The organism is Streptomyces sp. TRM68416, assembly GCF_014596915.1.
Taxonomy (GTDB): Bacteria; Actinomycetota; Actinomycetes; order Streptomycetales; family Streptomycetaceae; genus Streptomyces.
In genome coordinates this window covers 66,972-88,137 of record NZ_JACVWU010000028.1, presented here as the reverse complement: position 1 = coordinate 88,137, position 21,166 = coordinate 66,972, and the positions used below count along the sequence as shown (strand labels likewise).

General features: G+C 73.1%; 21 protein-coding genes and 1 pseudogene. 7 read left to right on the top strand and 15 right to left on the bottom strand.

Annotation, left to right across the window (positions count from 1 at the left end; genetic code table 11):
* Window positions 1–60: 60 nt before the first annotated feature.
* The gene (locus ICC28_RS33950) at window positions 61–891 is read right to left on the bottom strand and encodes an alpha/beta fold hydrolase (RefSeq protein ID WP_188292648.1); all 831 of its coding nucleotides are present in this window, start codon (window positions 889–891) and stop codon (window positions 61–63) included.
* A gap of 115 nt (window positions 892–1,006) precedes the next feature.
* Between ICC28_RS33950 and ICC28_RS33945 the strand changes: the two genes are divergently transcribed.
* Window positions 1,007–1,891: an RNA polymerase sigma-70 factor gene (locus ICC28_RS33945; protein ID WP_188292647.1), complete on the top strand. Its 885-nt coding sequence runs from the start codon at window positions 1,007–1,009 to the stop codon at window positions 1,889–1,891.
* Window positions 1,892–2,139: 248 nt separating this feature from the next.
* Complete coding sequence (locus tag ICC28_RS33940; protein ID WP_188292646.1) at window positions 2,140–2,901, top strand: GntR family transcriptional regulator; 762 nt, start codon at window positions 2,140–2,142, stop codon at window positions 2,899–2,901.
* Window positions 2,902–3,556: 655 nt separating this feature from the next.
* Here the strand turns inward: ICC28_RS33940 and ICC28_RS33935 are convergent.
* The 3 genes from ICC28_RS33935 to ICC28_RS33925 form a co-directional block, all read right to left on the bottom strand.
* Window positions 3,557–4,714 (bottom strand): ROK family transcriptional regulator, encoded by a 1,158-nt coding sequence (locus ICC28_RS33935; protein WP_188292645.1) that lies wholly within the window; start codon window positions 4,712–4,714, stop codon window positions 3,557–3,559.
* A gap of 120 nt (window positions 4,715–4,834) precedes the next feature.
* Window positions 4,835–5,497, bottom strand: coding sequence for a response regulator transcription factor (locus ICC28_RS33930; RefSeq protein WP_188292644.1), 663 nt, complete (start codon window positions 5,495–5,497; stop codon window positions 4,835–4,837).
* Between the two features lie 14 nt (window positions 5,498–5,511).
* Window positions 5,512–6,678, bottom strand: coding sequence for a sensor histidine kinase (locus ICC28_RS33925; protein WP_188292643.1), 1,167 nt, complete (start codon window positions 6,676–6,678; stop codon window positions 5,512–5,514).
* 108 nt (window positions 6,679–6,786) lie between these two features.
* Between ICC28_RS33925 and ICC28_RS33920 the strand changes: the two genes are divergently transcribed.
* From ICC28_RS33920 to ICC28_RS33910, 3 genes are all read left to right on the top strand, one after another.
* A complete protein-coding gene (locus ICC28_RS33920; RefSeq protein ID WP_188292642.1) occupies window positions 6,787–7,707 on the top strand; it encodes an ABC transporter ATP-binding protein in 921 nt (306 codons plus the stop codon).
* Between the two features lie 2 nt (window positions 7,708–7,709).
* Complete coding sequence (locus tag ICC28_RS33915) at window positions 7,710–8,435, top strand: ABC transporter permease (protein WP_188292641.1); 726 nt, start codon at window positions 7,710–7,712, stop codon at window positions 8,433–8,435.
* Window positions 8,436–8,504: 69 nt separating this feature from the next.
* Window positions 8,505–8,918 (top strand): hypothetical protein, encoded by a 414-nt coding sequence (locus ICC28_RS33910; RefSeq protein ID WP_188292640.1) that lies wholly within the window; start codon window positions 8,505–8,507, stop codon window positions 8,916–8,918.
* Window positions 8,919–8,920: 2 nt separating this feature from the next.
* Here the strand turns inward: ICC28_RS33910 and mug are convergent, their stop codons facing one another.
* From mug to ICC28_RS33870, 8 genes are all read right to left on the bottom strand, one after another.
* On the bottom strand, window positions 8,921–9,466 hold the full coding sequence (mug, locus tag ICC28_RS33905; RefSeq protein WP_188292639.1) for a G/U mismatch-specific DNA glycosylase: 546 nt from the start codon (window positions 9,464–9,466) through the stop codon (window positions 8,921–8,923).
* A 13-nt stretch (window positions 9,467–9,479) separates the two neighbouring features.
* Entirely contained in the window at window positions 9,480–10,922 is a 1,443-nt protein-coding gene (purB, locus tag ICC28_RS33900) for an adenylosuccinate lyase (RefSeq protein ID WP_188292638.1), read from the bottom strand.
* A gap of 117 nt (window positions 10,923–11,039) precedes the next feature.
* Complete coding sequence (locus ICC28_RS33895) at window positions 11,040–11,816, bottom strand: SGNH/GDSL hydrolase family protein (protein WP_188292637.1); 777 nt, start codon at window positions 11,814–11,816, stop codon at window positions 11,040–11,042.
* A 289-nt stretch (window positions 11,817–12,105) separates the two neighbouring features.
* Window positions 12,106–13,119, bottom strand: a complete 1,014-nt coding sequence (locus tag ICC28_RS33890) for a hemolysin family protein (RefSeq protein ID WP_188292636.1) — start codon at window positions 13,117–13,119, stop codon at window positions 12,106–12,108.
* Window positions 13,116–14,462 (bottom strand): hemolysin family protein, encoded by a 1,347-nt coding sequence (locus ICC28_RS33885; protein ID WP_188292635.1) that lies wholly within the window; start codon window positions 14,460–14,462, stop codon window positions 13,116–13,118. Before ICC28_RS33885 ends, ICC28_RS33890 begins: the two co-directional genes overlap by 4 nt.
* A 146-nt stretch (window positions 14,463–14,608) precedes the next feature.
* Window positions 14,609–15,070, bottom strand: a complete 462-nt coding sequence (locus ICC28_RS33880) for a GNAT family N-acetyltransferase (protein WP_188292634.1) — start codon at window positions 15,068–15,070, stop codon at window positions 14,609–14,611.
* Between the two features lie 64 nt (window positions 15,071–15,134).
* Complete coding sequence (locus ICC28_RS33875) at window positions 15,135–17,702, bottom strand: ABC transporter permease (protein WP_188292633.1); 2,568 nt, start codon at window positions 17,700–17,702, stop codon at window positions 15,135–15,137.
* Window positions 17,703–17,706: 4 nt separating this feature from the next.
* Window positions 17,707–18,534 (bottom strand): ABC transporter ATP-binding protein, encoded by an 828-nt coding sequence (locus tag ICC28_RS33870; RefSeq protein ID WP_188292632.1) that lies wholly within the window; start codon window positions 18,532–18,534, stop codon window positions 17,707–17,709.
* A 174-nt stretch (window positions 18,535–18,708) separates the two neighbouring features.
* Between ICC28_RS33870 and ICC28_RS33865 the strand changes: the two genes are divergently transcribed.
* Window positions 18,709–18,957 carry a toxin-antitoxin system HicB family antitoxin gene (locus tag ICC28_RS33865; RefSeq protein ID WP_188292631.1) on the top strand — a complete coding sequence of 83 codons (249 nt, stop codon included), beginning with the start codon at window positions 18,709–18,711 and terminating at the stop codon, window positions 18,955–18,957.
* 4 nt (window positions 18,958–18,961) lie between these two features.
* The gene (locus ICC28_RS33860; protein WP_188292630.1) at window positions 18,962–19,336 is read left to right on the top strand and encodes a fic family toxin-antitoxin system, toxin component; all 375 of its coding nucleotides are present in this window, start codon (window positions 18,962–18,964) and stop codon (window positions 19,334–19,336) included.
* On the opposite strand, the gene ICC28_RS33855 is transcribed toward ICC28_RS33860, so the two are convergent.
* The 3 genes and pseudogenes from ICC28_RS33855 to bioD all read right to left on the bottom strand — a co-directional run bounded on the left by ICC28_RS33855 (window position 19,337) and on the right by bioD (window position 21,165).
* On the bottom strand, window positions 19,337–20,023 hold the full coding sequence (locus ICC28_RS33855; protein ID WP_188292629.1) for a class I SAM-dependent methyltransferase: 687 nt from the start codon (window positions 20,021–20,023) through the stop codon (window positions 19,337–19,339). It abuts the gene before it with no gap.
* 80 nt (window positions 20,024–20,103) lie between these two features.
* A pseudogene (locus ICC28_RS40875) lies at window positions 20,104–20,217 on the bottom strand (lipase); the annotation flags it as partial.
* Between the two features lie 231 nt (window positions 20,218–20,448).
* Window positions 20,449–21,165: a dethiobiotin synthase gene (gene bioD / locus ICC28_RS33850; protein WP_188292628.1), complete on the bottom strand. Its 717-nt coding sequence runs from the start codon at window positions 21,163–21,165 to the stop codon at window positions 20,449–20,451.
* Window position 21,166 lies beyond the last annotated feature (1 nt).

Genomic DNA, 21,166 nt, shown 5'->3' with positions numbered 1-21,166 from the left:
GCCCTGGTCGGCGCCGGAGTCGCCCTGGGATCGGGCGCGTTGAGCGTGGCGCGGCGCCGGTCAGCGGCTGCCGTCGAGGAGAACGCGCGCGACCAGCGCGGGGTCGTCGTTCATCGGGACGTGACCGCAGCCGGGCAGCCGCACCAGCCGCGCGCGGGGGATGATCTGCTTGGCGCGGACGCCTTGGCGGCGTACCAGCAGCCGGTCCTTGCTGCCCCAGGCGACGGTCACCGGAATCCCGGAGATGTCGTCGGCGAAGCGGACGGTGGTGCCGGCCCGGAGGGTCTCGGTGAAGCCGGTCGCGTTCGCCAGGGCGAGCGTCTCGGCGACCACGGCCTCGGGTGAACGCCGACCCGGCCGGGCGTAGATGGTGCTGGTCAGGGCCGTGCGCCCGGCCGCCGAGCGGGACAGCCGCTCGACCAGCGGCACCGGCATGCCCTGCGCGATCCGCCGCATCGCGAGCAGGACGCCGAAGGCGTAACGGCGTTCGGCCTGGCTCCAGAATCCGGCGGGGGACAGGGCCGTCACCGAGCGCACCAGGTTCTCGCGGGCCAGCTCCAGGGCGAGCAGTCCGCCCAGCGAGTTGCCGGCGACGTGCGGCCGGTCCAGGCCCAGCGCCTCGCACAGGGCACCGAGCGCGGTGGTCATCGTGGGCAGGTCGTGGGGGAGTCCGTCGGGCAGGGAGGGCGAGGCGCCGAAGCCGGGCAGGTCCACGGCGATCACGTCGCGTTCGGTGGCCAGGATGTCCACCACCGGGTCCCAGGCCTGCCGGTGGTGGCCTATGCCGTGCAGCAGGAGCAGGGGCTCGCCGACGCCCACGCGCGCGTAGGAGAGCGACACGGGCTGGGGGCCCTGGGCGGAAGGGACCTTGAAGGAGACGGTGTCGGACATGAGTGCTCCTCGTCTGGGCTCGTCGGCGGACGCCGTAGACAGCTTGTCAGCAATTGCTACTGGCGGGTAGACCTTTGGCCTGGACACACCTGGAGGCTTCGGCTGGGATGGGGTGGTGACCACCCACACCGTGACCGATGTCTTCGAAGAGCACCGGCCCGTCCTCCTGGGCGTCGCCTACCGCATGCTGGGGCGGGTGGCCGACGCGGAGGACGTGGTCCAGGATGCCTGGCTGCGCTGGACCGGCGCCGACCGCAGCGAGGTCCGGGAGCCGCGCGCCTATCTGGTGCGCATCACCACCCGGCTGGCCATCGACCGGCTGCGCCAGGTCAAGGCGCGCAACGAGGCGTACGTCGGCCCCTGGCTGCCCGAGCCGTACGCCACCGACTTCGGCGACACCGTCCCGGACACCGCCGAACAGGCGGTGCTCGCCGACTCCGTCTCCCTCGCCGTCCTCGTCGTACTCGAATCGCTGTCGCCGCTGGAGCGCGCGGTGTTCGTGCTCAGGGAGGCCTTCGGCTACCCCTACGCCGACATCGCCGCCATGCTCGACCGCGGTGAGGCGGCGGTCCGCCAACTGGCCGGACGTGCCCGCCGCCACGTCGACGAACGGCGGCCCCGCTACGACGTCGACCCCGTCGAGCGCCGTGATCTGACCGAGCGGTTCCTCGCCGCCGCCGCGGGGGGCGACCTCGAAGGGCTGATGGCGATGCTCGCCCCGGACGTGCGTCTCGTCGGCGACAGCGGCGGCAAGGCCAAGGCGCCCCTGCGGGTCGTGGAGACCGCCGACAAGGTGGGCCGCTTCCTCGTCGGAGTCGCGGCCAAGGGCGACGTGCCGGACGCCTCCTTCCGCTTCCTGGAGCTCAACGGCGGACCCGCGCTGCTGGTCATGGCCGGCGACCGGCCCGACAGCGTCTTCCAGTTGGAAGTCCTGGACGGGCTCGTCCAGTCCGTCTACGTCATCCGCAACCCCGACAAGCTGCGCTCCCTGGCCGCCTAGCGACGCTTGCCCCGACAAGCCCCCGTTCCGGAAATCGCGACGGGGGCTTTGCCGTGATGTCACGAAGGTCCCCCTGTACGAACGCCCCATGAACGCTTCGCGGCACAGCCCGCACGGGGCGCGCCGGGCTTCGAGGATTGGTCTTGACCAAGGGTGGGGGCCGTCCTATGGTCGCAGAGAAGTGCAACAACCTTTAATAAACAAGGGCGCTAAAACGCCGCCGGAACACGGCGATTGCGGAGGACAGGGTGGGGACCACGCAACTGGAATCGGTGCCGGAACCGAAGTACTGGCACCTCAAGACCGTGCTCAGCGAGGCGCTGGACTCCGAGTTCTCGGTGGGCGAGATCCTGCCCAACGAACGAGACCTGGCCGCCCGCTTCGGGGTGGCCCGCGCCACGCTCCGCCAGGCCCTGGAACAGCTCGAACTGGAAGGCCGTCTCCAGCGCCGCCGGGGCGTCGGTACGACGGTGGCGCCGCCGCGCGTGGGGGTCGCGGTCGGCGCCGAGCAGCACGTGTGGCCGGGTGCGGCCGGGGACACCTGGCAGCCCGCCGACAGCACGCTGGAGGTCCCGCCCGCGTCCGTCGCCGCCGCCCTGGAGACGGCGGCCGACGAGCCGGTGCACCTGGTCCGCCGCTCCCGCACGACACACGGTCAGCCCGTCGCCGCCGAACTGCTCTACGTCCCGTCCTCCTCGGTGCCCGACCTCTCCGCCATCGACGCGCCGTCCGGCACGGCACGCGCGCGTGCGGTGCTGCGCGAGCTGCACCGGCTCCGGCTGGAGAGCCAGGAGAGCGCCGTCGAACTCGGCTCGGCGCGCGCGGACGACGCCAAGCAACTGGACCGCCTTCCGGGCGCCCCGGTCCTCGTCGTCACCACACGCTTCTTCGCCGAGGGGCGCACCGCGGCCCTCTCCGTCGCCACCTACCGCGCCGACACCTGCCGACTCACCTTCGGCGACTCCGGCGGCGTGGAAATCCACGAGAACCCCGCCCGCCAGGCCTCCTGACCCCCACCCGCGCCCCGGAACTCCGCCGGGGCGCGCTACGGCCACTTCCCGCACCCGCCGCCGTGCCAGACGCCCCGCACCCGTACGGTCCCCCCGGGACCGCACCCGTACGGTCCCCGGGACCCGCCGCCGCAACCCGTCCCGGTCGTCCCGCGCGTGCACGCGCACTGCGGCCGGGGCCTGCCGGAGCGCGCGGTGGCGGGTGTCCCGCGTACCTGCGCGTGTCCCGGGTTCCTATGGCGGCGCGGCGCGTCCCGGGGCGGCTGTCCTGCATGCGCATCGCAACTGCGTTCCGCGGGGTGCCCGTGTCCGTCCTGTTGGCGGGTGTCCCGGGCTCCTGCGGCGGCGCGTCCCGGGGCGGGTGTCCTGCATGCGCATCGCAACTGCGTTCCGCGGGGTGCCCGTGTCCGTCCTGTTGGCGGGTGTCCCGGGCTCCTGCGGCGGCGCGTCCCGTGGCTGCTGTCCTGCACGCGCATCCGCAACTGCGTCCCGCGGGGGTGCCTGCGCCCGTCCCGTTCCTGCGGCGACGCGTGCGTACCGGGCGTCCCGTGCCTGCGCGCCTGCCGCGCGTCCCGGGGCCCGGCCGGGGGCGCGAGTGGTGCGAGGTGTCCCGCACCCGCCGTCGCCCGCACGGCCCCGCCAGGGCCCATCCGGTTCAGCGGCGCGCTGTCACCGTGCCCTCCACCGCGAACAACTGCTCCTCCACATGGTCCAGCGCCAGCCGCAGCGCCCCCGTGGCCACGGCCGCCTCGCCGAGCAGCGACAGCGTGACCCGGGGCGGCCGCAGGCAGTAGCGCGCCAACTCGAGCCGCAGCGGCTCCAGTACACCGTCCAGGCCCGCCGCCCAGCCGCCGATGACGACGAGTTCGGGGTCGAGGGCGAGGACCAGCGCCGCCACGTCGTGCACGAGCCGCTGGATGAACCGGTCGACGGCCGCGAGGGACTGCCGGTCGCCCTCGCGGGCCTTGGCGAACACCTTGGCGACCGCCTGCTCGTCGAGCGGGTGCAGCGGCTCGTCGGTGGTGGACAGCAAGGTCTCCGGGGTGACCTCGCGGCCCAGCAGATGCAGCGCGCCGATCTCCCCGGCCGCCCCGCCGTACCCCCGGTGCAGCCGCCCGCCGATCAGCGAACCGGCGCCCGGGCTCAGCCCGGCCAGGACGAACACCATGTCGTCGGACTCGGTGGCGGCGCCCTTCCAGTGCTCGGCGACCGCGGCGGCGTTGGCGTCGTTCTCGACCAGCACCGGGCACTTGAAGGAACGGCTCAGCCGCTCGCCCAGCCTGAGCCCCGTCCACTCCGGCAGCGCCGTGCCCAGCCGCACGGTTCCGTCCGCCTCCACGATCCCGGGCGTGGCGGCGCCCACGGCCCGCAGCGAGCCGCGCGAGACGCCGGCCCGGCGCAGCAGCTCGGCGACCGCGGTGCGCAGCCGCTCCAGGCGCTCGTCGGCCGTGGCCGTCTCCTCGACGTCCTTGGCGATCGAGCCGAGCACCCGCCCGTCCAGGTCGGACAGCAGCGCGGCGACGCGGTGCGGCCCGATCTCCAGGCCCAGCAGATGCCCGGCCTCGGCCCGGAACCGGAACCGCCGCGCGGGCCGCCCCTGGCGCCGCACACCGCCCTCGTCGGCGGCCTGCTCGACGACGTACCCCGCCTCGATGAGCCCCTCGACGACGCCCTCGACGGTCGGCCGTGACAGTCCGGTCACCCGGGTGATCTCGGTGAGCGTCGCGCAGTCCGTGGCTCGCAGCGCGTGCAGCACCACAGCGGAGTTGATCCTTCGCAGCAGCGAGGGATCCCCGCCGGTCAGCCGACCCACCGTCCGTCCTCCCAGCTCGTGCGCGTGTTGGCCGGATCGTACTCGCCCCGGCGGACCCCTGCGAGCGCCGGGCCGTCCCGGAGCCACCGCCCGGTTCGGACGAGCCGTTCCCGCCGCCGCTCAGCCCGGCGCCACGAACCCCGACTCGTACGCCGCGATCACCGCCTGCGTCCGGTCCCGCGCCCCCAGCTTCGCCAGCACGGCGCTGACATGCGACTTCACCGTCTCCGTCCCGACGACCAGCCGCGCCGCGATCTCCGCGTTGGACAGCCCGCGCGCCATCAGGCGCAGCACCTCGCCCTCCCGTTCGGTCAACTGGGCCCGCTCCATCGCGGCACGGGCCGCACGGTTCCCGCCGCCGTCGCCGTACCGGTCGGCGAGCTGCCGCACCGAGGTCGGAAACAGCAGTGACTCGCCCTCGGCGACCAGCCGGACCGCGTGCACGATCTCGGCGGGCCGGGCCCGCTTGAGCAGAAACCCGTCCGCACCGGCGCGCAGCGCCTCGTACACGTACTCGTCGTTCTCGAACGTCGTCACCACGAGGATCTTCGGCGGCTCGGTCACCGTCCGCAGCACCGCGCGCGTGGCCTCGATCCCGTCCAGCAGCGGCATGCGGACGTCCATGGCGACCACGTCCGGCCGCAGTTGCCGCACCAGCGGGATCACCGCGGCCCCGTCGGCGGCCTCTCCGACGACCTCGATGTCGGGCTGGGCCTCCAGTACGGCCCGCAGCCCCGCGCGTACGAGGGGCTCGTCGTCGACGAGGAGGACGGTGACCGGCATCCGACCAGCGTAGATCAACTCAGCGGCAGCTCCACATGCACCTGCCAGTCGCCCTCGTCGGGGCCGGTCCGCGCCCGCCCGCCCAGCAGTGCCGCGCGCTCACGTATGCCGCGCAGGCCGCTGCCCGAGCCGGGCCCGGGTATCGCCCCCGTCATGGCGTTGCGGACCTCCAGCGCCAAGGCGCCCTCCGTGACGTCGATGCGCACCCGGACGGGCATGGCCCCGGCATGCCGCAGCACGTTCGTCAGCGACTCCTGGAGGATGCGGTAGCCCTCGCGGGAGACGGCCCCCGGCACGGTCTCCAGCGGGCCCGACACCTCCGAGTCGAGCTTCGCCCCGGAAGCACGGGCGGAGTCCAGCAGCCGGTCGGCGTCGACGAGCGTCGGTCTGCTGCTCACCGGCCGGTCGGACTCCCGCAGGATGCCGAGTACCCGCTCCAGGTCCTCCAGCGCCGCCCGGCCGGTGTCCTCGATGGCGGCCAGGGCCCGGTCCGTGAACGCCGGATCGCCCGCCGCCCGCGCGGCGCCCGCCTGCACCACGGCGACGGTCAGCGCATGGCCGATCGAGTCGTGCAGCTCGCGGGCGATGCGGGTGCGCTCCAGCAACTGCTCGGTGCGCTCCTCCAGAGCGGCGAGGCGCTCGGCGGGGGAGGGGCCGAGCAGCCGCAGCGCGAGGGCGGTGACAAGACGGCCCGCGGCCACCACGGTCACCGCCGCGGCGGCCAGCGTAAGGGGAGCGAACAGAGCGTGCCACCACTGGCGGCCGTCGAGGGGAACCAGACCCGCCCCGGCCTCGCGCCCGAACGCCGCCGACGCCAGATCCACCGTGGCGAGCAGCAGTTGGACAGTGAGCACCGAGGCCGCACAGCCGAGCAGCAGCCGCGCCTCCAGCCACACCACGACCCGCCCCCGGTCGCCCCAGGACGCGGACGGCGCGACGACGACACCGGCGCTCTCGCTGTCGTGCCGGTGCCCGGTCAGCAGCAGCCTGGCCTGCAGTCCCTCCACGGTGCGCATCGCGGGCACGAGGCCGACGGGAGCGAGCACCGCGGCCGCCACCGCCCAGGTCCACCACGCCTCCTCGATGAACAGCCACATGGACGGCCACACGACGGCGATGAACAGATGCAGCAGTCGTGTGTACGTCACCGCCCGGCCGAACGGGCGCAGCAAGCGGACCATTCCGCCATCCTGGCAGCCGCCACTGACAGCGGACCTCCCCCGCGCGGGGGAGACGATCTCCACCGGCGGGGGAGGCCCCGCCCCGCGGCCGGGCGCCACGCTACTGTCATGACCAGCATCAACGTCCAGGACCTCACCAAGGAGTACGGCACCCGCCGGGCCGTGGACCACCTCACCTTCCAGGTCGAGCCCGGCCGCGTCACGGGCTTCCTCGGCCCCAACGGCGCCGGGAAGTCGACCACCATGCGGCTCGTGCTCGGCCTCGACCGGCCCACCTCCGGAACCGCCACGATCGGCGGCCACGCCTACGCGACGCTCCCCGAACCCCTGCGCCGGGTCGGCGCGTTGCTCGACCCCCAGGCCGCCCACGGCTCCCGCACCGGACGCGACCATCTGCGCGTCCTGGCCGCGAGCAACCGCATCCCGGCCCACCGCGTCGAGACGGTGCTGGAGGAGACGGGACTGGCGTCCGTGGGGCGCCGCCGGGTGAAGACGTACTCCCTGGGCATGCGCCAGCGCCTGGGCATCGCCGCCGCGCTCCTCGGCGACCCCGAGGTGGTCATCCTCGACGAGCCGTCCAACGGCCTCGACCCCGAAGGCATCATCTGGATCCGCCAGTTGCTGCGCCGGCTCGCGGGGGAGGGGCGCACGGTCCTCGTCTCCAGCCACCTGATGAACGAGACCGCCTCCTTCGCCGACCACCTGGTGGTCCTCGGCCGGGGACGCCTGCTGGCCGACACCCCGATGCGGGAGTTCATCCACGCGCGCGTACAGCCGCGCGTCCGGATCCGTACGACGGACGACTCCGCCCTCGTCGCGGCCCTCGCGCGGCACGGCCACGACGCCGTCCCGCACGAGGACGGGCACTGGACCGTGTGCCACGCGCACGTGCACGACATCGGCCGCCTCGCCGCGGAAGCGGGAGTGCCCCTCCTCGAACTCGCCGCCGAGGAGGCCACTTTGGAACAGGCCTACCTCGATCTGACGGCCGCCGAGACAGAGTTCGCCGCACAGCCCCAGGAGGCCTGACCATGACGTTCGTACCCGCGCTCCACGCGGAGTGGCTCAAGATCCGCACCCTCCGTTCGCTCCCGGGCGCCCTGCTCGCGCTGCTCGCCGCCTCCACCCTGTTCTCCGCGGTGGCCGGCGTCTCCGACACCTCCGACCCGGATTTCGACGCCCTGTTCACCGCCCTGTCCGGGGTCCTGCCGGGCCAGATCGCGGCCATCACCTTCGGAGCCATGGCCATGTCGGCGGAGTACCACGGGGGTGCGCTGCGGCTGTCGCTCGCCGCGGTCCCGAGACGCGGACCGTGGTTCGCGGCCAAGGCGACCGCGATTGCCGTACCGGCCCTCGTCGTGGGACTGGCGACCGGCCTCGCCGCCCTGGCCGCGGCGCGCGCGGGGCTCGGCGACGCGGCGAGCGGGCTCAGCGCGGGCGAGCAGACGCGCGGTGTCCTGGGCAGCGGGGTCTACCTCATGCTGATGGCCCTGTTCGCGGCGGGTCTGACCGCCCTGCTGCGCAGTGGCGTCGGCGCCCTGTCCGTCCTGATCCCGCTCGTCCTCGTGGTGTCGTTCGTGATCGGCGACGCGGCCGGAACCGTCGCCGACTTCCTGCCCGACAAGGCCGGACAGATCGTCCTGTACGAAACCTACGACGGCACCCTCGGGCCCTGGACCGGGCTCGCGGTGACGGCCCTGTGGGCCGCGGCCGCCCTCGCCGCCGGCGCGTGGAGCGTACGGCACCGGGACGCCTGAGCCCGCCGGCCGCCCGACGCCCGCCTGACGCTCCGCCAATTGTCAGTGGCGGCCGGTTTACTGGATCACATGGACATCGCGAGCGACCTGGCCCTGATCGACCGGCTGTGCGCACGGGACCACCCCTTGCAGCACGGCCGGACGGACGAGGACACGGGCGGAGGCCCCTACCACCAAGCCGTGTTAGGGCTGCGTCAATGGCCGAGTCCGGACGACTGCTATGCCTACGAGGCAGCCATCGCCGAGCGGTTGACCGCGCGGTGGGGAGAGCCGTCGCGGTGGGGCACCGTGACGCTCGTCGAGCGCAGCGCACGCGGTGAGCCGATACCCGAGCCCTGGGCCATGCTCAGCGCCCTGGCGACCGAACTGCTCACCTGGAAAGACCCCGACACCGGTCGCTGGGTCACCATGACGGTCCTCGACGGGGACACCGAGCCCTTGCCCCAGGTCTTCGCGGTCGTCACGACGACGGACCCGCCGTGAACCTACGCCTCCGCCGCCACCCGCAGCCGCCCGAACTCCTCCGCCATCGTCGCCGCCGTCCAGTGCGCGTTCAGGCCGCTCGGGTTCGGCAGGACCCACACGCGCGTGTCCCCGATCAGCCGCTCCTGCGGACCCACCTGGGCCTTCCGGTCGTCGAAGGCCACCCGGTACGCGGTCACCCCGACCACGGCCAGCCAGCGCGGCCGCAGCCGGGCCACCTTCGTGGCCAGCAGCCGCCCGCCCTCGCGGTACTCCTCGGCGCTCAGCTCGTCGGCCCGGGCGGTCGCCCGCGCCACGACGTTCGTGATGCCGAGCCCGTAGGACAGCAGCTCCTGCTGCTCCGACGGCTTCAGCAGGCGCGGTGTGAATCCGGAGAGGTGCAGCACCGGCCAGAAGCGGTTGCCCGGGCGGGCGAAGTGGTGGCCGGTGGCGGCGGTCATCAGACCGGGGTTGATGCCGCAGAACAGCACGCGGAGGCCGTCCGCGACCACGTCCGGTACCAGACGGTCGCGGGCGGCCTCCAACTCCTCGGGAGTGAAACGCGCCATGGGGTGCGGTGAGTCAGAGGATCGCCCCGGGCGTGTAGCCCGCGGCCGCCGGGTGCTGCTTGACGATCTCCTCGACGCGACCGACGACGGCGGCCACCTGGTCGGCGGCGGCGCCGGTGAAGGACAGCTTGTCGGCCATCAGCGCGTCCAGCTGGGTCCGGTCGAGCGGAATGCGCTCGTCGGCGGCCAGCTTGTCGAGCAGCTCGTTGCGCTCGGCACCCTGCTCGCGCATGGCGAGGGCGGAGGCGACGGCGTTCTCCTTGATCGCCTCGTGCGCGACCTCACGGCCCACGCCCGCGCGCACGGCGCCCATCAGCACCTTGGTGGTGGCGAGGAACGGCAGGTAGCGGTCCAGCTCCCGGGCGACGACCGCCGGGAAGGCACCGAACTCGTCGAGGACCGTCAGGAACGTCTCCAGCAGACCGTCCAGCGCGAAGAACGCGTCCGGCAGCGCGACCCGGCGCACCACCGAGCAGGACACGTCGCCCTCGTTCCACTGGTCGCCCGCCAGCTCGCCGGTCATCGACGCGTAGCCGCGCAGGATGACCATCAGGCCGTTGACGCGCTCGCAGGAGCGGGTGTTCATCTTGTGCGGCATCGCGGAGGAGCCGACCTGGCCCGGCTTGAAGCCCTCGGTCACCAGCTCGTGCCCGGCCATCAGCCGGATCGTCTTCGCCAGCGAGGACGGAGCCGCCGCCAGCTGCACCAGCGCGGTGACCACCTCGTAGTCCAGGGAGCGCGGGTAGACCTGGCCGACCGAGGTGAAGGCCTTCGAGAAGCCGAGGTGCGCCGCGATCCGGTGCTCCAGGTCCGCCAGCTTCGAGGCGTCCCCGCCCAGCAGGTCCAGCATGTCCTGCGCGGTGCCGACCGGGCCCTTGATGCCGCGCAGCGGGTAGCGGCCGAGCAGCTCCTCGACCCGGCCGTACGCCACCAGCAGCTCGTCGGTCGCGGTCGCGAAGCGCTTGCCCAGGGTGGTGGCCTGCGCGGCCACGTTGTGGGAGCGGCCGGCCATGACCAGCTCGCCGTACTCACCGGCCAGCTTGCCCAGCCGCGCCAGCACGGCCACCGTACGGTCGCGCATCAGCTCCAGGGAGAGCCGGATCTGGAGCTGCTCGACGTTCTCGGTCAGGTCACGGGAGGTCATGCCCTTGTGCACGTGCTCGTGCCCGGCGAGGTCGTTGAACTCCTCGATCCGCGCCTTCACGTCGTGCCGCGTGACCTTCTCGCGCTCGGCGATGGAGACCAGGTCGACGGTGTCGAGGACACGCTCGTAGTCGGCGAGCGCCTCGTCCGGCACCTCGATCCCGAGGTCCTTCTGGGCCCGCAGCACGGCGAGCCAGAGCTGACGCTCCAGCTTCACCTTCTGCTCGGGCGACCAGAGCGTGGCGAGCTCGGTGGAGGCGTAGCGTCCGGCGAGGACGTTCGGGATGCGGGGCTTGGCGGGCGCTGAAGTCACGTGTCCAGATTCTACTGGCGGTTTGTGCAGGCCAGTGCCATGGGTGTGTTCGGCGGAACCTACGAGACGCAGGTCACGGGGGCTCGTACGGAGGCCGCCGGCCCTACGGGGCGCAGGTCACTGGGGCTCGTACGGCAGGAGGTCCGGCCGCTTCGCCGGGAGGCCGTCGCCCGAGGAGCGGCCGGTCAGGCGGCGGCCGATCCAGGGCAGCAGGTGCTGCCGGGCGAACCGGGCGTCCGCGACCCGCCGCGCGACCCAGCCCGGCGGCGGGGAGGCCGGCAGCGGTGTGCGCCACTCGGGGTCCTCGGGCTCGTAGCCGAGGGTCTGCCACACCGCCTCGGCGACCCGGCGGTGGCCCTCGGGGGTCAGGTGCAGCCGGTCGACGTCCCACATGCGCGGGTCGGCGAGCGAGGGGGCGCCGTACAGGTCGACGACCAGCGCGCCGTGCCGCGCGGCCAGCTCGTCGACGCAGGCGAACAGTTCCTCCATGCGCGGCCGGAACCGCTCCAGCACGGGGCCCTGGCGGCCGGGGCTGCGCATCAGCACGAGCTGCTTGCACGCGGGGGCCAGCCGTTCCACGGCCTCCTCCAGCAGCCGGCGCACCCGGCCCATGTCGCACTTGGGCCGCAGGGTGTCGTTGAGACCGCCGACGAGGGTGACCACGTCGGCCTGCATGGCCGCCGCCACCTCGATCTGCTCCTCGACGATCTGGCCGATCAGCTTCCCGCGCACCGCGAGGTTGGCGTACCGGAAACCGGGCGTACGGGCGGCCATCCGCCCGGCGAGAACATCGGCCCAGCCCCGGTAGGAACCGTCCGGGAGCAGGTCCGACATGCCTTCGGTGAAGGAGTCGCCGACGGCGACCAGGCTGGTGTGTGAGGGGTTCGTGTGCATGGCGGAGCACATGGTATCCCGAGGCGCATACCCGCCGGTCGGTCGCCTCGGGAGCCAGCCCGCGCCACCGGCGCCGACCGGTTGCCCAGCCGCCGGCCTGCGTCCCACGCGCCGGCCGGTCACCCGGGAACGGCCTCGCGCACCCCGCCGGCCGGTTACCCAGGCGCGAACCTGTGGCCCACGCGCCGGCCGGTCACCCGGGAACCACCCCACGCCGTCCCGCCGGCCGGTCTCCAGGGAACCACCCCGCCCCGTCCCGCCGACCCGTCGCCCCGAGGACCAGCTCCCGTCAAACCCGTCGCCCGAACAGCTCCCGCAGCACGTCCTCCATCGTCACCAGCCCGGACAGCCGCCCGTCGCCCCCGAGCACGGCCGCCAGGTGCGTGCGGCTGCCGCGCATGGCGGTGAGTACGTCGTCCAGCGGCGTGCTCTCCCGCACGCGTGCGATGGGCCGCATGTCCGGCACCCGGAACGGCAGGTCCTTCGGGGAGGCGTCCAGGGCGTCCTTCACATGGAGGTAGCCGACGATGCGGCGCCCCTCGTCCACCACCGGGAAGCGGGAGAACCCGGACTCGGCCGCCAGGCCCTCCAACTGCTCCGGAGTGACGCCCACGCGCGCGTAGACGACGCGTTCCAGCGGGAGCACCACGTCGCGCACGGGCCTGCGTCCCAGCTCCAGCGCGTCGTGCAGCCGCTCGCGGGCCCGCTCGTCGATCAGGCCCGCCTCCCCGGAGTCCCGTACGAGCCGTGCCAGCTCGGCGTCCGAGAAGGTGGCGGTGACCTCGTCCTTGGTCTCCACGCGCATCAGCTTCAGCAGCGTGTTCGCGAACGCGTTGATGGTGAAGATCACCGGGCGCAGGCCCCGGGAGAGCGCGACCAGCGGCGGGCCGAGCAGCAGCGCGCTGCGCACCGGCTCGGCGAGCGCGATGTTCTTGGGCACCATCTCGCCGAGGAGCATGTGCAGATACGTGGCCAGGGTCAGCGCGATCACGAAGGACACCGCGTGCCCCGCGCCCGACGGCACGCCGACGGCGTGGAACACCGGTTCCAGCAGATGCGCGATCGCCGGTTCGGCGACGATGCCCAGGATCAGCGTGCACAGGGTGATGCCGAGCTGGGCCGCGGCCATCAGCGCGGACACGTGCTGCAGGCCCCACAGCACGCTCTTGGCGCGCCGGTCGCCCTGCTCGGCGTACGGCTCGATCTGGCTGCGGCGCACCGAGATAAGCGCGAACTCGGCGCCCACGAAGAAGGCGTTGACGACGAGGGTCGCCAGACCGATCAGCAATTGGATCGCGGTCACAGCTTCTCCTCCTTGTCGTCGGCGGCCTCGGACACGAGGGCCGGGGGCTCGTGCATCAGCACGCGCGCGGCCCGGCGGCCCGAGGCGTCCGTGACGTCCAGCTGCCACCCGGCGACCCGGACGGTGTCGCCCACCTCGGGTATGCGGCCGAGCTCGGTGGCCACCAGACCGGCCAGCGTCTCGTACGGCCCCTCCGGCGCCCGGAGCCCCACGCGCGCGAGCTGGTCGATACGGGCGGAGCCGTCGGCCGAGTACAGGGTCCGGCCGGTGTCGTCGCGGCCGGCGGGGGCCAGGTCGGGCGTCTCGTGCGGATCGTGCTCGTCCCGCACCTCGCCGACGACCTCCTCGACGATGTCCTCCAGCGTGGCCACGCCCGCCGTGCCGCCGTACTCGTCGATCACGACGGCCATCGTGCGCTTTCCGGAGAGCCGGTCCAGCAGCCGGTCGACGGTGAGGGTCTCCGGGACGAGCAGCGGCTCGCGCATCATCTCGGAGACGGAGACCCGCGACCGGCGCTCGGCGGGGACGGCCAGGACGTCCTTGATGTGGGCGGTGCCCACCACCTCGTCGAGGGTGCCGCGGTAGACCGGGAACCGGGACAGCCCGGTCGCGCGCGTCACGTTCGCCACGTCCTCGCAGGTCGCCTGCGCGTCCAGGGCGATGACCTGCACGCGCGGCGTCATCACGTTCTCCGCCGTCAGGTCCGCGAGGTTCAGGGTCCGTACGAACAGTTCGGCGGTGTCCGCCTCCAGCGCGCCCTCCCTGGCGGAGTGCCGGGCGAGGGCCGCCAGTTCCTGCGGCCCTCGCGCGGAGGCCAGCTCCTCGGCGGGTTCCAGGCCGAAGCGGCGCACGATGTGGTTGGCCGTGTTGTTCAGATGCGTGATGAAGGGGCGGAAGGCGGCGCTGAACCACCGCTGTGCGTTGCCCACCCGCTTGGCCACGGCCAGCGGCGAGGAGATCGCCCAGTTCTTCGGCACCAGCTCGCCGACGACCATCAGGACCACCGTGGACAGGGCGGTGCCGATCACCAGGGCGACCGAGCTCGCCGTGGTCCTGGAGGCGCCGAGGGACTCCAGCGGGCCCGCGAGCAGCCGCGCGACGGACGGTTCGGCGAGCATGCCGACCACCAGGTTGGTGACCGTGATGCCGAGCTGCGCGCCGGAAAGCTGGAACGTCAGATTCCGTACGGCCTTCAGGGCGCCGGAGGCCCCCCGCTCGCCGCGCTCCACGGCCTGTTCGAGCTCGCCGCGCTCGACCGTGGTCAGCGAGAACTCGGCGGCGACGAAGGCGCCACAGGCCAGGGAGAGCAGAATCGCCACCAGCAGCAGGAGCACTTCGGTCATCGGGTCACCTCCGTCCCATGGTCGGACAGGGTGGCAAGGAACGCGCGATGTCGCGTACTGGGAGGCTCGCCCATGGGCGGACGCTCACACACCTTTCATCGAGGGACCCGAACGATCCCCCAATGGTAAAGGAAGAGCAAAGGGGATCACTCGGTGAGGGGCTTCACCCAGCGCCGCCAGCGCTCCTCGGGCGCGTAGCCCGCCGCGCGCCATGCGTGGTGCGCGCGCTCGTTGCTCTGGAGCACCATCGCGTCCCCGCGCCGCCCGCCGAGCCGTACGAAGCGCTCCTCGGCCGCGGCGAGCAGGGCCGAGCCGATGCCCTGGCGGCGATGGTCGGGGTGGACCGCTAGCCGGTAGAGGTGGCAGCGCCAGCCGTCGAAGCCCGCGATCACCGTGCCGACCAGCTCTCCGTCGCTGCCCCGCTCCCGGCCGCGCTCGACCGGGGGGACCCCGGTGGCCAGGATCAGCGCCTCCGGGTCGCGGGCGACCAGCCGCTCCACGCCGGCCCGGTCGTCGCTGATGCTCGTCCCCTCGGCGGCCGTCTTCCAGAAGGCCAGTACGGCGTCGAGGTCCTCGGGGCCGGCGGCCCGTATGCGCAGATCGATCATGGGGTGATCCCATCACGCGCCCTGCGTACGGCAACCGGAATTCCGATATGTGGACACCGCTCCCTCACTCGTGCGCGATGGCCGCCAGCACGTTCATCCGGGAGGCGCGCAGCGCGGGCAGCAGGGCCGCCACGATGCCCACCACCGCCGAGCCGACCACCACCGCGACGATGGTGCCCCACGGGATCGCCAGCTCCGTCATGCCCTGCAGTGCCAGGACCCGCTGGATGCACACGCCCCACACGAGGCCGAGACCGAGCCCCAGTACGGCACCGAACACCGCGATCACCACCGACTCCAGCCGGATCATCCGGCGCAGCTGGACCCGGGAGAGGCCGATGGCCCGCAGCAGCCCGATCTCCCGGGTCCGCTCCACCACCGACAGGGCGAGCGTGTTGACCACGCCCAGCACCGCGATGATGATCGCGAGGCCGAGGAGCGCGTACACCAGGTACAGCAGCACGGCGATCTGGTTGCGCACCAGCTCCTTGTAGTCGGCCAGGTCCCGGACCTGGACCTGGGGGTACGGGTCCAGGGTCCGCTCCAGGCTCGCGCGCAGCTCGTCGGCGCCGGTGCCCGAGGCCGCGTTGACGTACAGCGCGGACTCCTGGCCGCCCGGCGCGTACTGCTCCAGCGTGACCATGCCGAAGTACATGCCGCCCTGGGTGCCGAAGCCGTCGGCCCCCTCCTGGTCGGTCAGTGCGCCGACGGTGAGTTCGGTCTTGCGCCCGCCCTGGAACTCGACCGGGATCGTGCTGCCCACCCGGACCCCGTGGTCCTCGGCGAACTCCCGGTCCATCGCCATCTGCCCCTCGGCCAGGGCGTCGGCCGAGCCGCCTTGCGCGTACGTGATGTTGGCGACGTCGTCGAGCTGGGGGTCGTAGGCCGCGGCGGTCGTCTCGACGCGGTCGCCGTCCGGGAGGGTCGCCGCGATCGGCGTGAACCGCGAGCGCACGACCAGCCCCACGCCCTCGGTGTCGCGCACCCGCTCGGTGACCTCCTCGGGGAAGGCCAGGAAGTTGGTGTTCTGCACGACGAAGTCGGCGCCGAGGGTGTCGTCGATCTGCTTGTCGAAGGACTCCGTCATCGAGGCGCTCGCCACCGACATCCCGCCGACCAGCGCCAGCCCGACCATCAGGGCGGCCGCGGTGGCCCCGGTCCGCCGGGGGTTGCGCAGCGCGTTGCGCTGGCTCATCCGGCCGACCGAGCCGAACAGCGCCGGGAAGGCCGCACCCAGGACCCGGATCACGGGACGCACCAGCAGCGGGCCCGCGATCACGGTCGCGATGAGCGTCAGGACCACGCCGAGTCCCAGCAGGGAGGCGGACGTCGCCGTGTCGTCCGAGACGGCGCAGCCCACCAGGGCCGCCGCGCCCGCAGCGCCGACGACCGAGCCCGCCACCGCGCGGGTGCGCAGCGGCCGGCCGATTCCGGCGATCTCGGCGTCCGCGAGCGCCGCCATCGGCGAGACACCGGCCGCGCGCCGGGCGGGCAGATACGCGGCCACGAAGGTGACGCCGACGCCGACGACGTAGGCCGAGACGGGGGTGGCCCAGCCGATCACCATGTCGGCGGACCTGATGTTCATGCCGAGCAGGCCCATCAGCTTGATGAGCCCGACGGCGAGCCCGACGCCCGTGGCCAGGCCCAGCGTGGAGCCGACCAGGCCGAGCAGCAGCGCCTCGGTGAGGACCGAGCGGCGGACCTGCCTGCGGTCGGCGCCGAGGGCGCGCAGCAGGCCCAGCTCCCGGGTGCGCTGGGCGATCAGCATCGAGAACGTGTTGACGATCAGGAACACGCCGACGAGCGTGGCGATGCCCGCGAAGCCGAGCATGACGTACTTGATGACGTCGAGGAATCCGCCCAGCTCGTCGAGGTCCGACTCGGCCTGCTCGTCAGCGGTCCGGAGCTCGTAGGTGTCCGAGCCCAGCGCCGCGGTCACGCGCCGCTTGAGCTCCGCGTCGCTGACGCCCTCGGCCGCGTCGACGGAGATGCTGGTCGCGCCGTCGGGGTCGCCCAGCAGCCGGGACTGCGCGGTCGGGGTGTCGAAGAAGACCAGCGCGGCGCCGGGGTTGGTGGTCTTGAACGTGACGATGCCGACGACCTCGACCTTGAACGAGCCGGGCCCGGCGATGACGTTGAGCGTGTCCCCGATGGCCACGTCCCTGCGGTCGGCCGTCTCGGAGTCGATCAGGACCTGCCCCGCACCCTCCGGAGCGTGCCCGGAGGTCAGCTCGACGGAGGAGCGCTCGGTCGGGTTCCAGTTCACGCCGACCGTGGGGGCGCCGGTCGTCGGGCCCACGGGCTCGTTGTCCTCGTCGGCGACGGTGAGGGTCTCCACGTCGACCTCGGCGCGGGCGGCCGCGACCCCGTCCACCCGGGCCACCCGCTCCGCGAGCGAGGCCGGCAGGGTGGCGGTGTACCCGCTGGGCACGGCCTCGTCCAGATCCTCCCGGGGGCTGATTGTGACATCGGCGGCCGTCGAGGCGAACAGTCGGTCGAAGGTGCGGCTGACGGTGTCCGAGAAGATCAGGCTGCCCGCGACGAACGCCACGGACAGGATCACGGCGAGAGCGGAGAGCAGCAGCCGTCCCTTGTGAGCCAGGAAGCTGCGCAGGGTCGCCTTGAGCACCGGGTCAGTCCTCCTTGGCGGTGTCGACGGCGCCGTCCGCCTGGCCGCGGATCGTGTCGAACCGTTTCATTCGCTCCAGTACCGCCTCCGCCGTCGGCTCCTCCATGGTGTCGACGATCCTTCCGTCACCGAGGAAGAGCACCAGGTCGGAATGGGCGGCGGCGCCGGGGTCGTGGGTGACCATGACGACGGTCTGCCCCAGGTCGTCCACCGCGTCGCGCAGGAAGCCGAGCACCTCCAGACCGGCCCGCGAGTCCAGGTTTCCGGTCGGCTCGTCCGCGAAGATCAGCTCGGGGCGGGAGGCGAGGGCGCGGGCGCAGGCCACGCGCTGCTGCTGTCCGCCGGAGAGCTGCGCGGGCCGGTGCTTGAGCCGGTCGCGCAGCCCCAGCGCGTCGATGACCTGGTCCAGCCACTTCTCGTCGGGCTTCTTGCCCGCGATGTCCATGGGCAGAGTGATGTTCTCGGCAGCGTTCAGCGTCGGGATCAGGTTGAACGACTGGAACATGAACCCGATCCGGTCCCGGCGCAGGCGGGTCAGCTCGCGCTCCTTGAGCCCGGTGATCTCGGTGTCGCCGAGCCACACCTGACCGGCCGAGACGTTGTCGAGCCCCGCCAGGCAGTGCATCAGCGTGGACTTGCCCGAACCCGAGGGGCCCATGACCGCGGTGAAGCGCCCGCGCGCGATGTCGACGTCGACGGCGTCCAGGGCGAGGACCGTCGTCTCGCCGGACCCGTACGCCTTGGTCACACCGCGGGCGCGGGCCGCGATCCCGTCGGCCGAGGCGTGCTCCGCAGCAGGAGTGGACAAGGCTGCCTCCTCGCTCATGGACATCGCAGCGTCGTTGTCGGGGCCGAGCCTAGTGTGATCCGCCGCACACCCGGAATCCCCCCTGCGACCGAGGCGACCTCCGCCCCAGGTCGGGCCCCTGATACCGGTGTAAGGGGCACGTTCTCCGGACGGAAAGACCCCTTGCCCCTGCTAGCGTTCCGGCGCTAGCTTCGAAGCATGGCGAAGACTCAGCTGAACGTACGCGTGGACGAGGGAACCGCCCGCGCGGCCCGTGAACGCGCCCTGGCCCGCGGCATGAGCGTCAACCGCTACATCGAGGAACTGGTCAGACAGGACACCGGCGAGGTCGGCCACACCTTCGTGGAGGCCGCCGCCGACTTCATGAAGCAGTACCAGGCCGTCTTCGCCGAGGAGTTCGGCGCGGACGGCACGTCGTCGGAGCGCGCGCACGAAGGTCGTCGTTGATCCGTTGAGCAATCTCAGGATCGACCTCGCCTGGCTGCTGATGCTCGCCGAACAGCACACCCCGGGCGACCCGCAGGTCACCGACTGGGGCGCCCTGATCGCCGCCGTCGCCCGCCACGAGGCCCAGATATTCGACGTACCCGTCTACGACAGCCCGCACGCCCGCGCCGCCGCGCTGCTGCAACTCCTCATCCACGTCCCCGCGCTGGAGCGCTCCAACGCCCTGTTCGCCTCCGCGGTCGCCTACGCCTACCTCGTCGCCAGCGGTCTGAAGGTCGTCACCTCGCCCGAGCAGGTCCGCGAACTGGCCCGGCTGGTCAAGGACGGAGAGGCCTCGGTGCAGGACATCGCGCGCGAACTGCGCCAGTGGAGCCTGTGATCACTCCTCCTCCGCCGGCCGCCACGCCGTGCCGAGCGCGCAGTAGGAGGTGGGCAGCCTCGGGCCGTTCTCCGGCATGAACACCCGCCGGTAGGGGCCGAGTTCGAACCCGGCCTCGCGCAGGGCGGCGACCGGCTCCCGGGCCGTGTGGCAGCCGCCGGACAGCAGCGGCCACACCGTGCGGTCCAGGGCCTGCTGGGTCAGCGTCATCGCACGCCCGCCACCCCGCCCGTGCTCGAAGAACCGCACCACCCCGCCGGGCCGCAGCACCCGCCGCACCTCCGACAGCGCCCGCGGCACGTCACGGACGCTGCACAGCACCAGGGAGAGCACCGCCGCGTCGAACGCCTCGCTCTTGACCGGCAGCGCCTCGGCCGCACCCGGCACGACGTCGACGGGCACCTCGGCGCGCAGTGCCGCGTCCACGGCCAACTGCCTCAGCAGGCGCTCCGGTTCGATCGCCACGACCTCCGAGACGGCGCCCGGGTAGTGCGCGAAGTTCAGGCCGTTGCCCGCGCCGATCTCGATCACCCGCCCCGACAGACCGGCGAGCAGCCGGTCCCGTACGGAGCCCATGCCCATCCGGGACTCGGCGTTCACGCTGACCCGGGCGTAGAAGCGGGCGAACAGCGGGTGGTGCACGGCATCCCGCGGCACCGCGCGCGTACCGGCGGACCGAAGCGGCATGGGGACCTCCCGGGGCAGGACGGGCGTACCCCGATTCTCCCCCGAATGCGCCCCACGCACCCCCTGCCGACCGCCCCGGATCAGACGACGGAGTCCCGCCCCTGTCGGCGCATGCCGTAGTCGTTGTTCATGCCGGTGTGCGAGACGCAGCCGACCTCGACGTTCGTCGCGCCGCTCGGGATCGCGGTGGTGTCCGAGGCCGGACAGGAGTGGGGCCGGCCACCGGGTGCACGACCGGGTCGACCTCCGAGACAGCGCGTGCTCCACGAGGACCTCGCCGCGTACGACCACCTGGACGAGGGGCCCTTCACCGGCCGGCAGCCGGGCTGCTACGGCCTCGGCCGCCGTGCAGGAACGCACGGCCACCGACCCGTCCCAGGTCTTCGTCGGCGCCCGGGTCGCCGACCGCGCGGCGGAGCAGCCCGTCAGGCCCCCTCCCGGCCCCGGAACTCCTCGGCGTCCCACGTCCCGCCCAGCCGCGGCGCCAGCCAACTCGGCGCCGCCGCCCGGAAGTCGACCGGAGCGAGCGACCCCGCCCCGGCCGGCAGCGCGCCCAGGAGCGGCGCGCCCGCGACCTGCGGCAGGTCCGCCAGATTGCAACGTGCGGCCAGATCGGGGGAGTCGGGCCAACTGCCGATCACAACGCCAGCCAGGGACAGGCCCCGGGACCGGAGTTCACGTGCCGTCAGCTCCGTGGAGTTCAGCGTGCCCAGCCCCGCCGGGGCCACCACCACGACCGGCGCCCCGAGCAGTTCGGCCGCGTCCGCGAGCGTGCCGCCCTCCGCGTCGAAGCGGACGAGCAGCCCGCCCGCCCCCTCCACCAGCACCAGGTCGTGCTCGGTGGCGAGCTTGGCGGCGGCCTCGGCGATCCCGTGCGGCCGCACCGGCGGACGGCCCGCCCGGCGAGCCGCCGTGGCGGGCGCCAACGGGTCCGGATAGCGGGCGAGTTCGGCGGTGGTCACGGCACCCGCGAGCCGTGCGCATTCGTCGGCGTCCCCGCGCTCGTCCGGCCGCAGCCCCGTCTGCGCGGCCTTGAGCACGGCCACCGTGCGGCTGGAGGCGAGGGCCACGGCGGCCACGGCGGCCGTCGTGACCGTCTTGCCGATCTCCGTGCCGGTGCCCGTGATCACCAGAACCGTCATC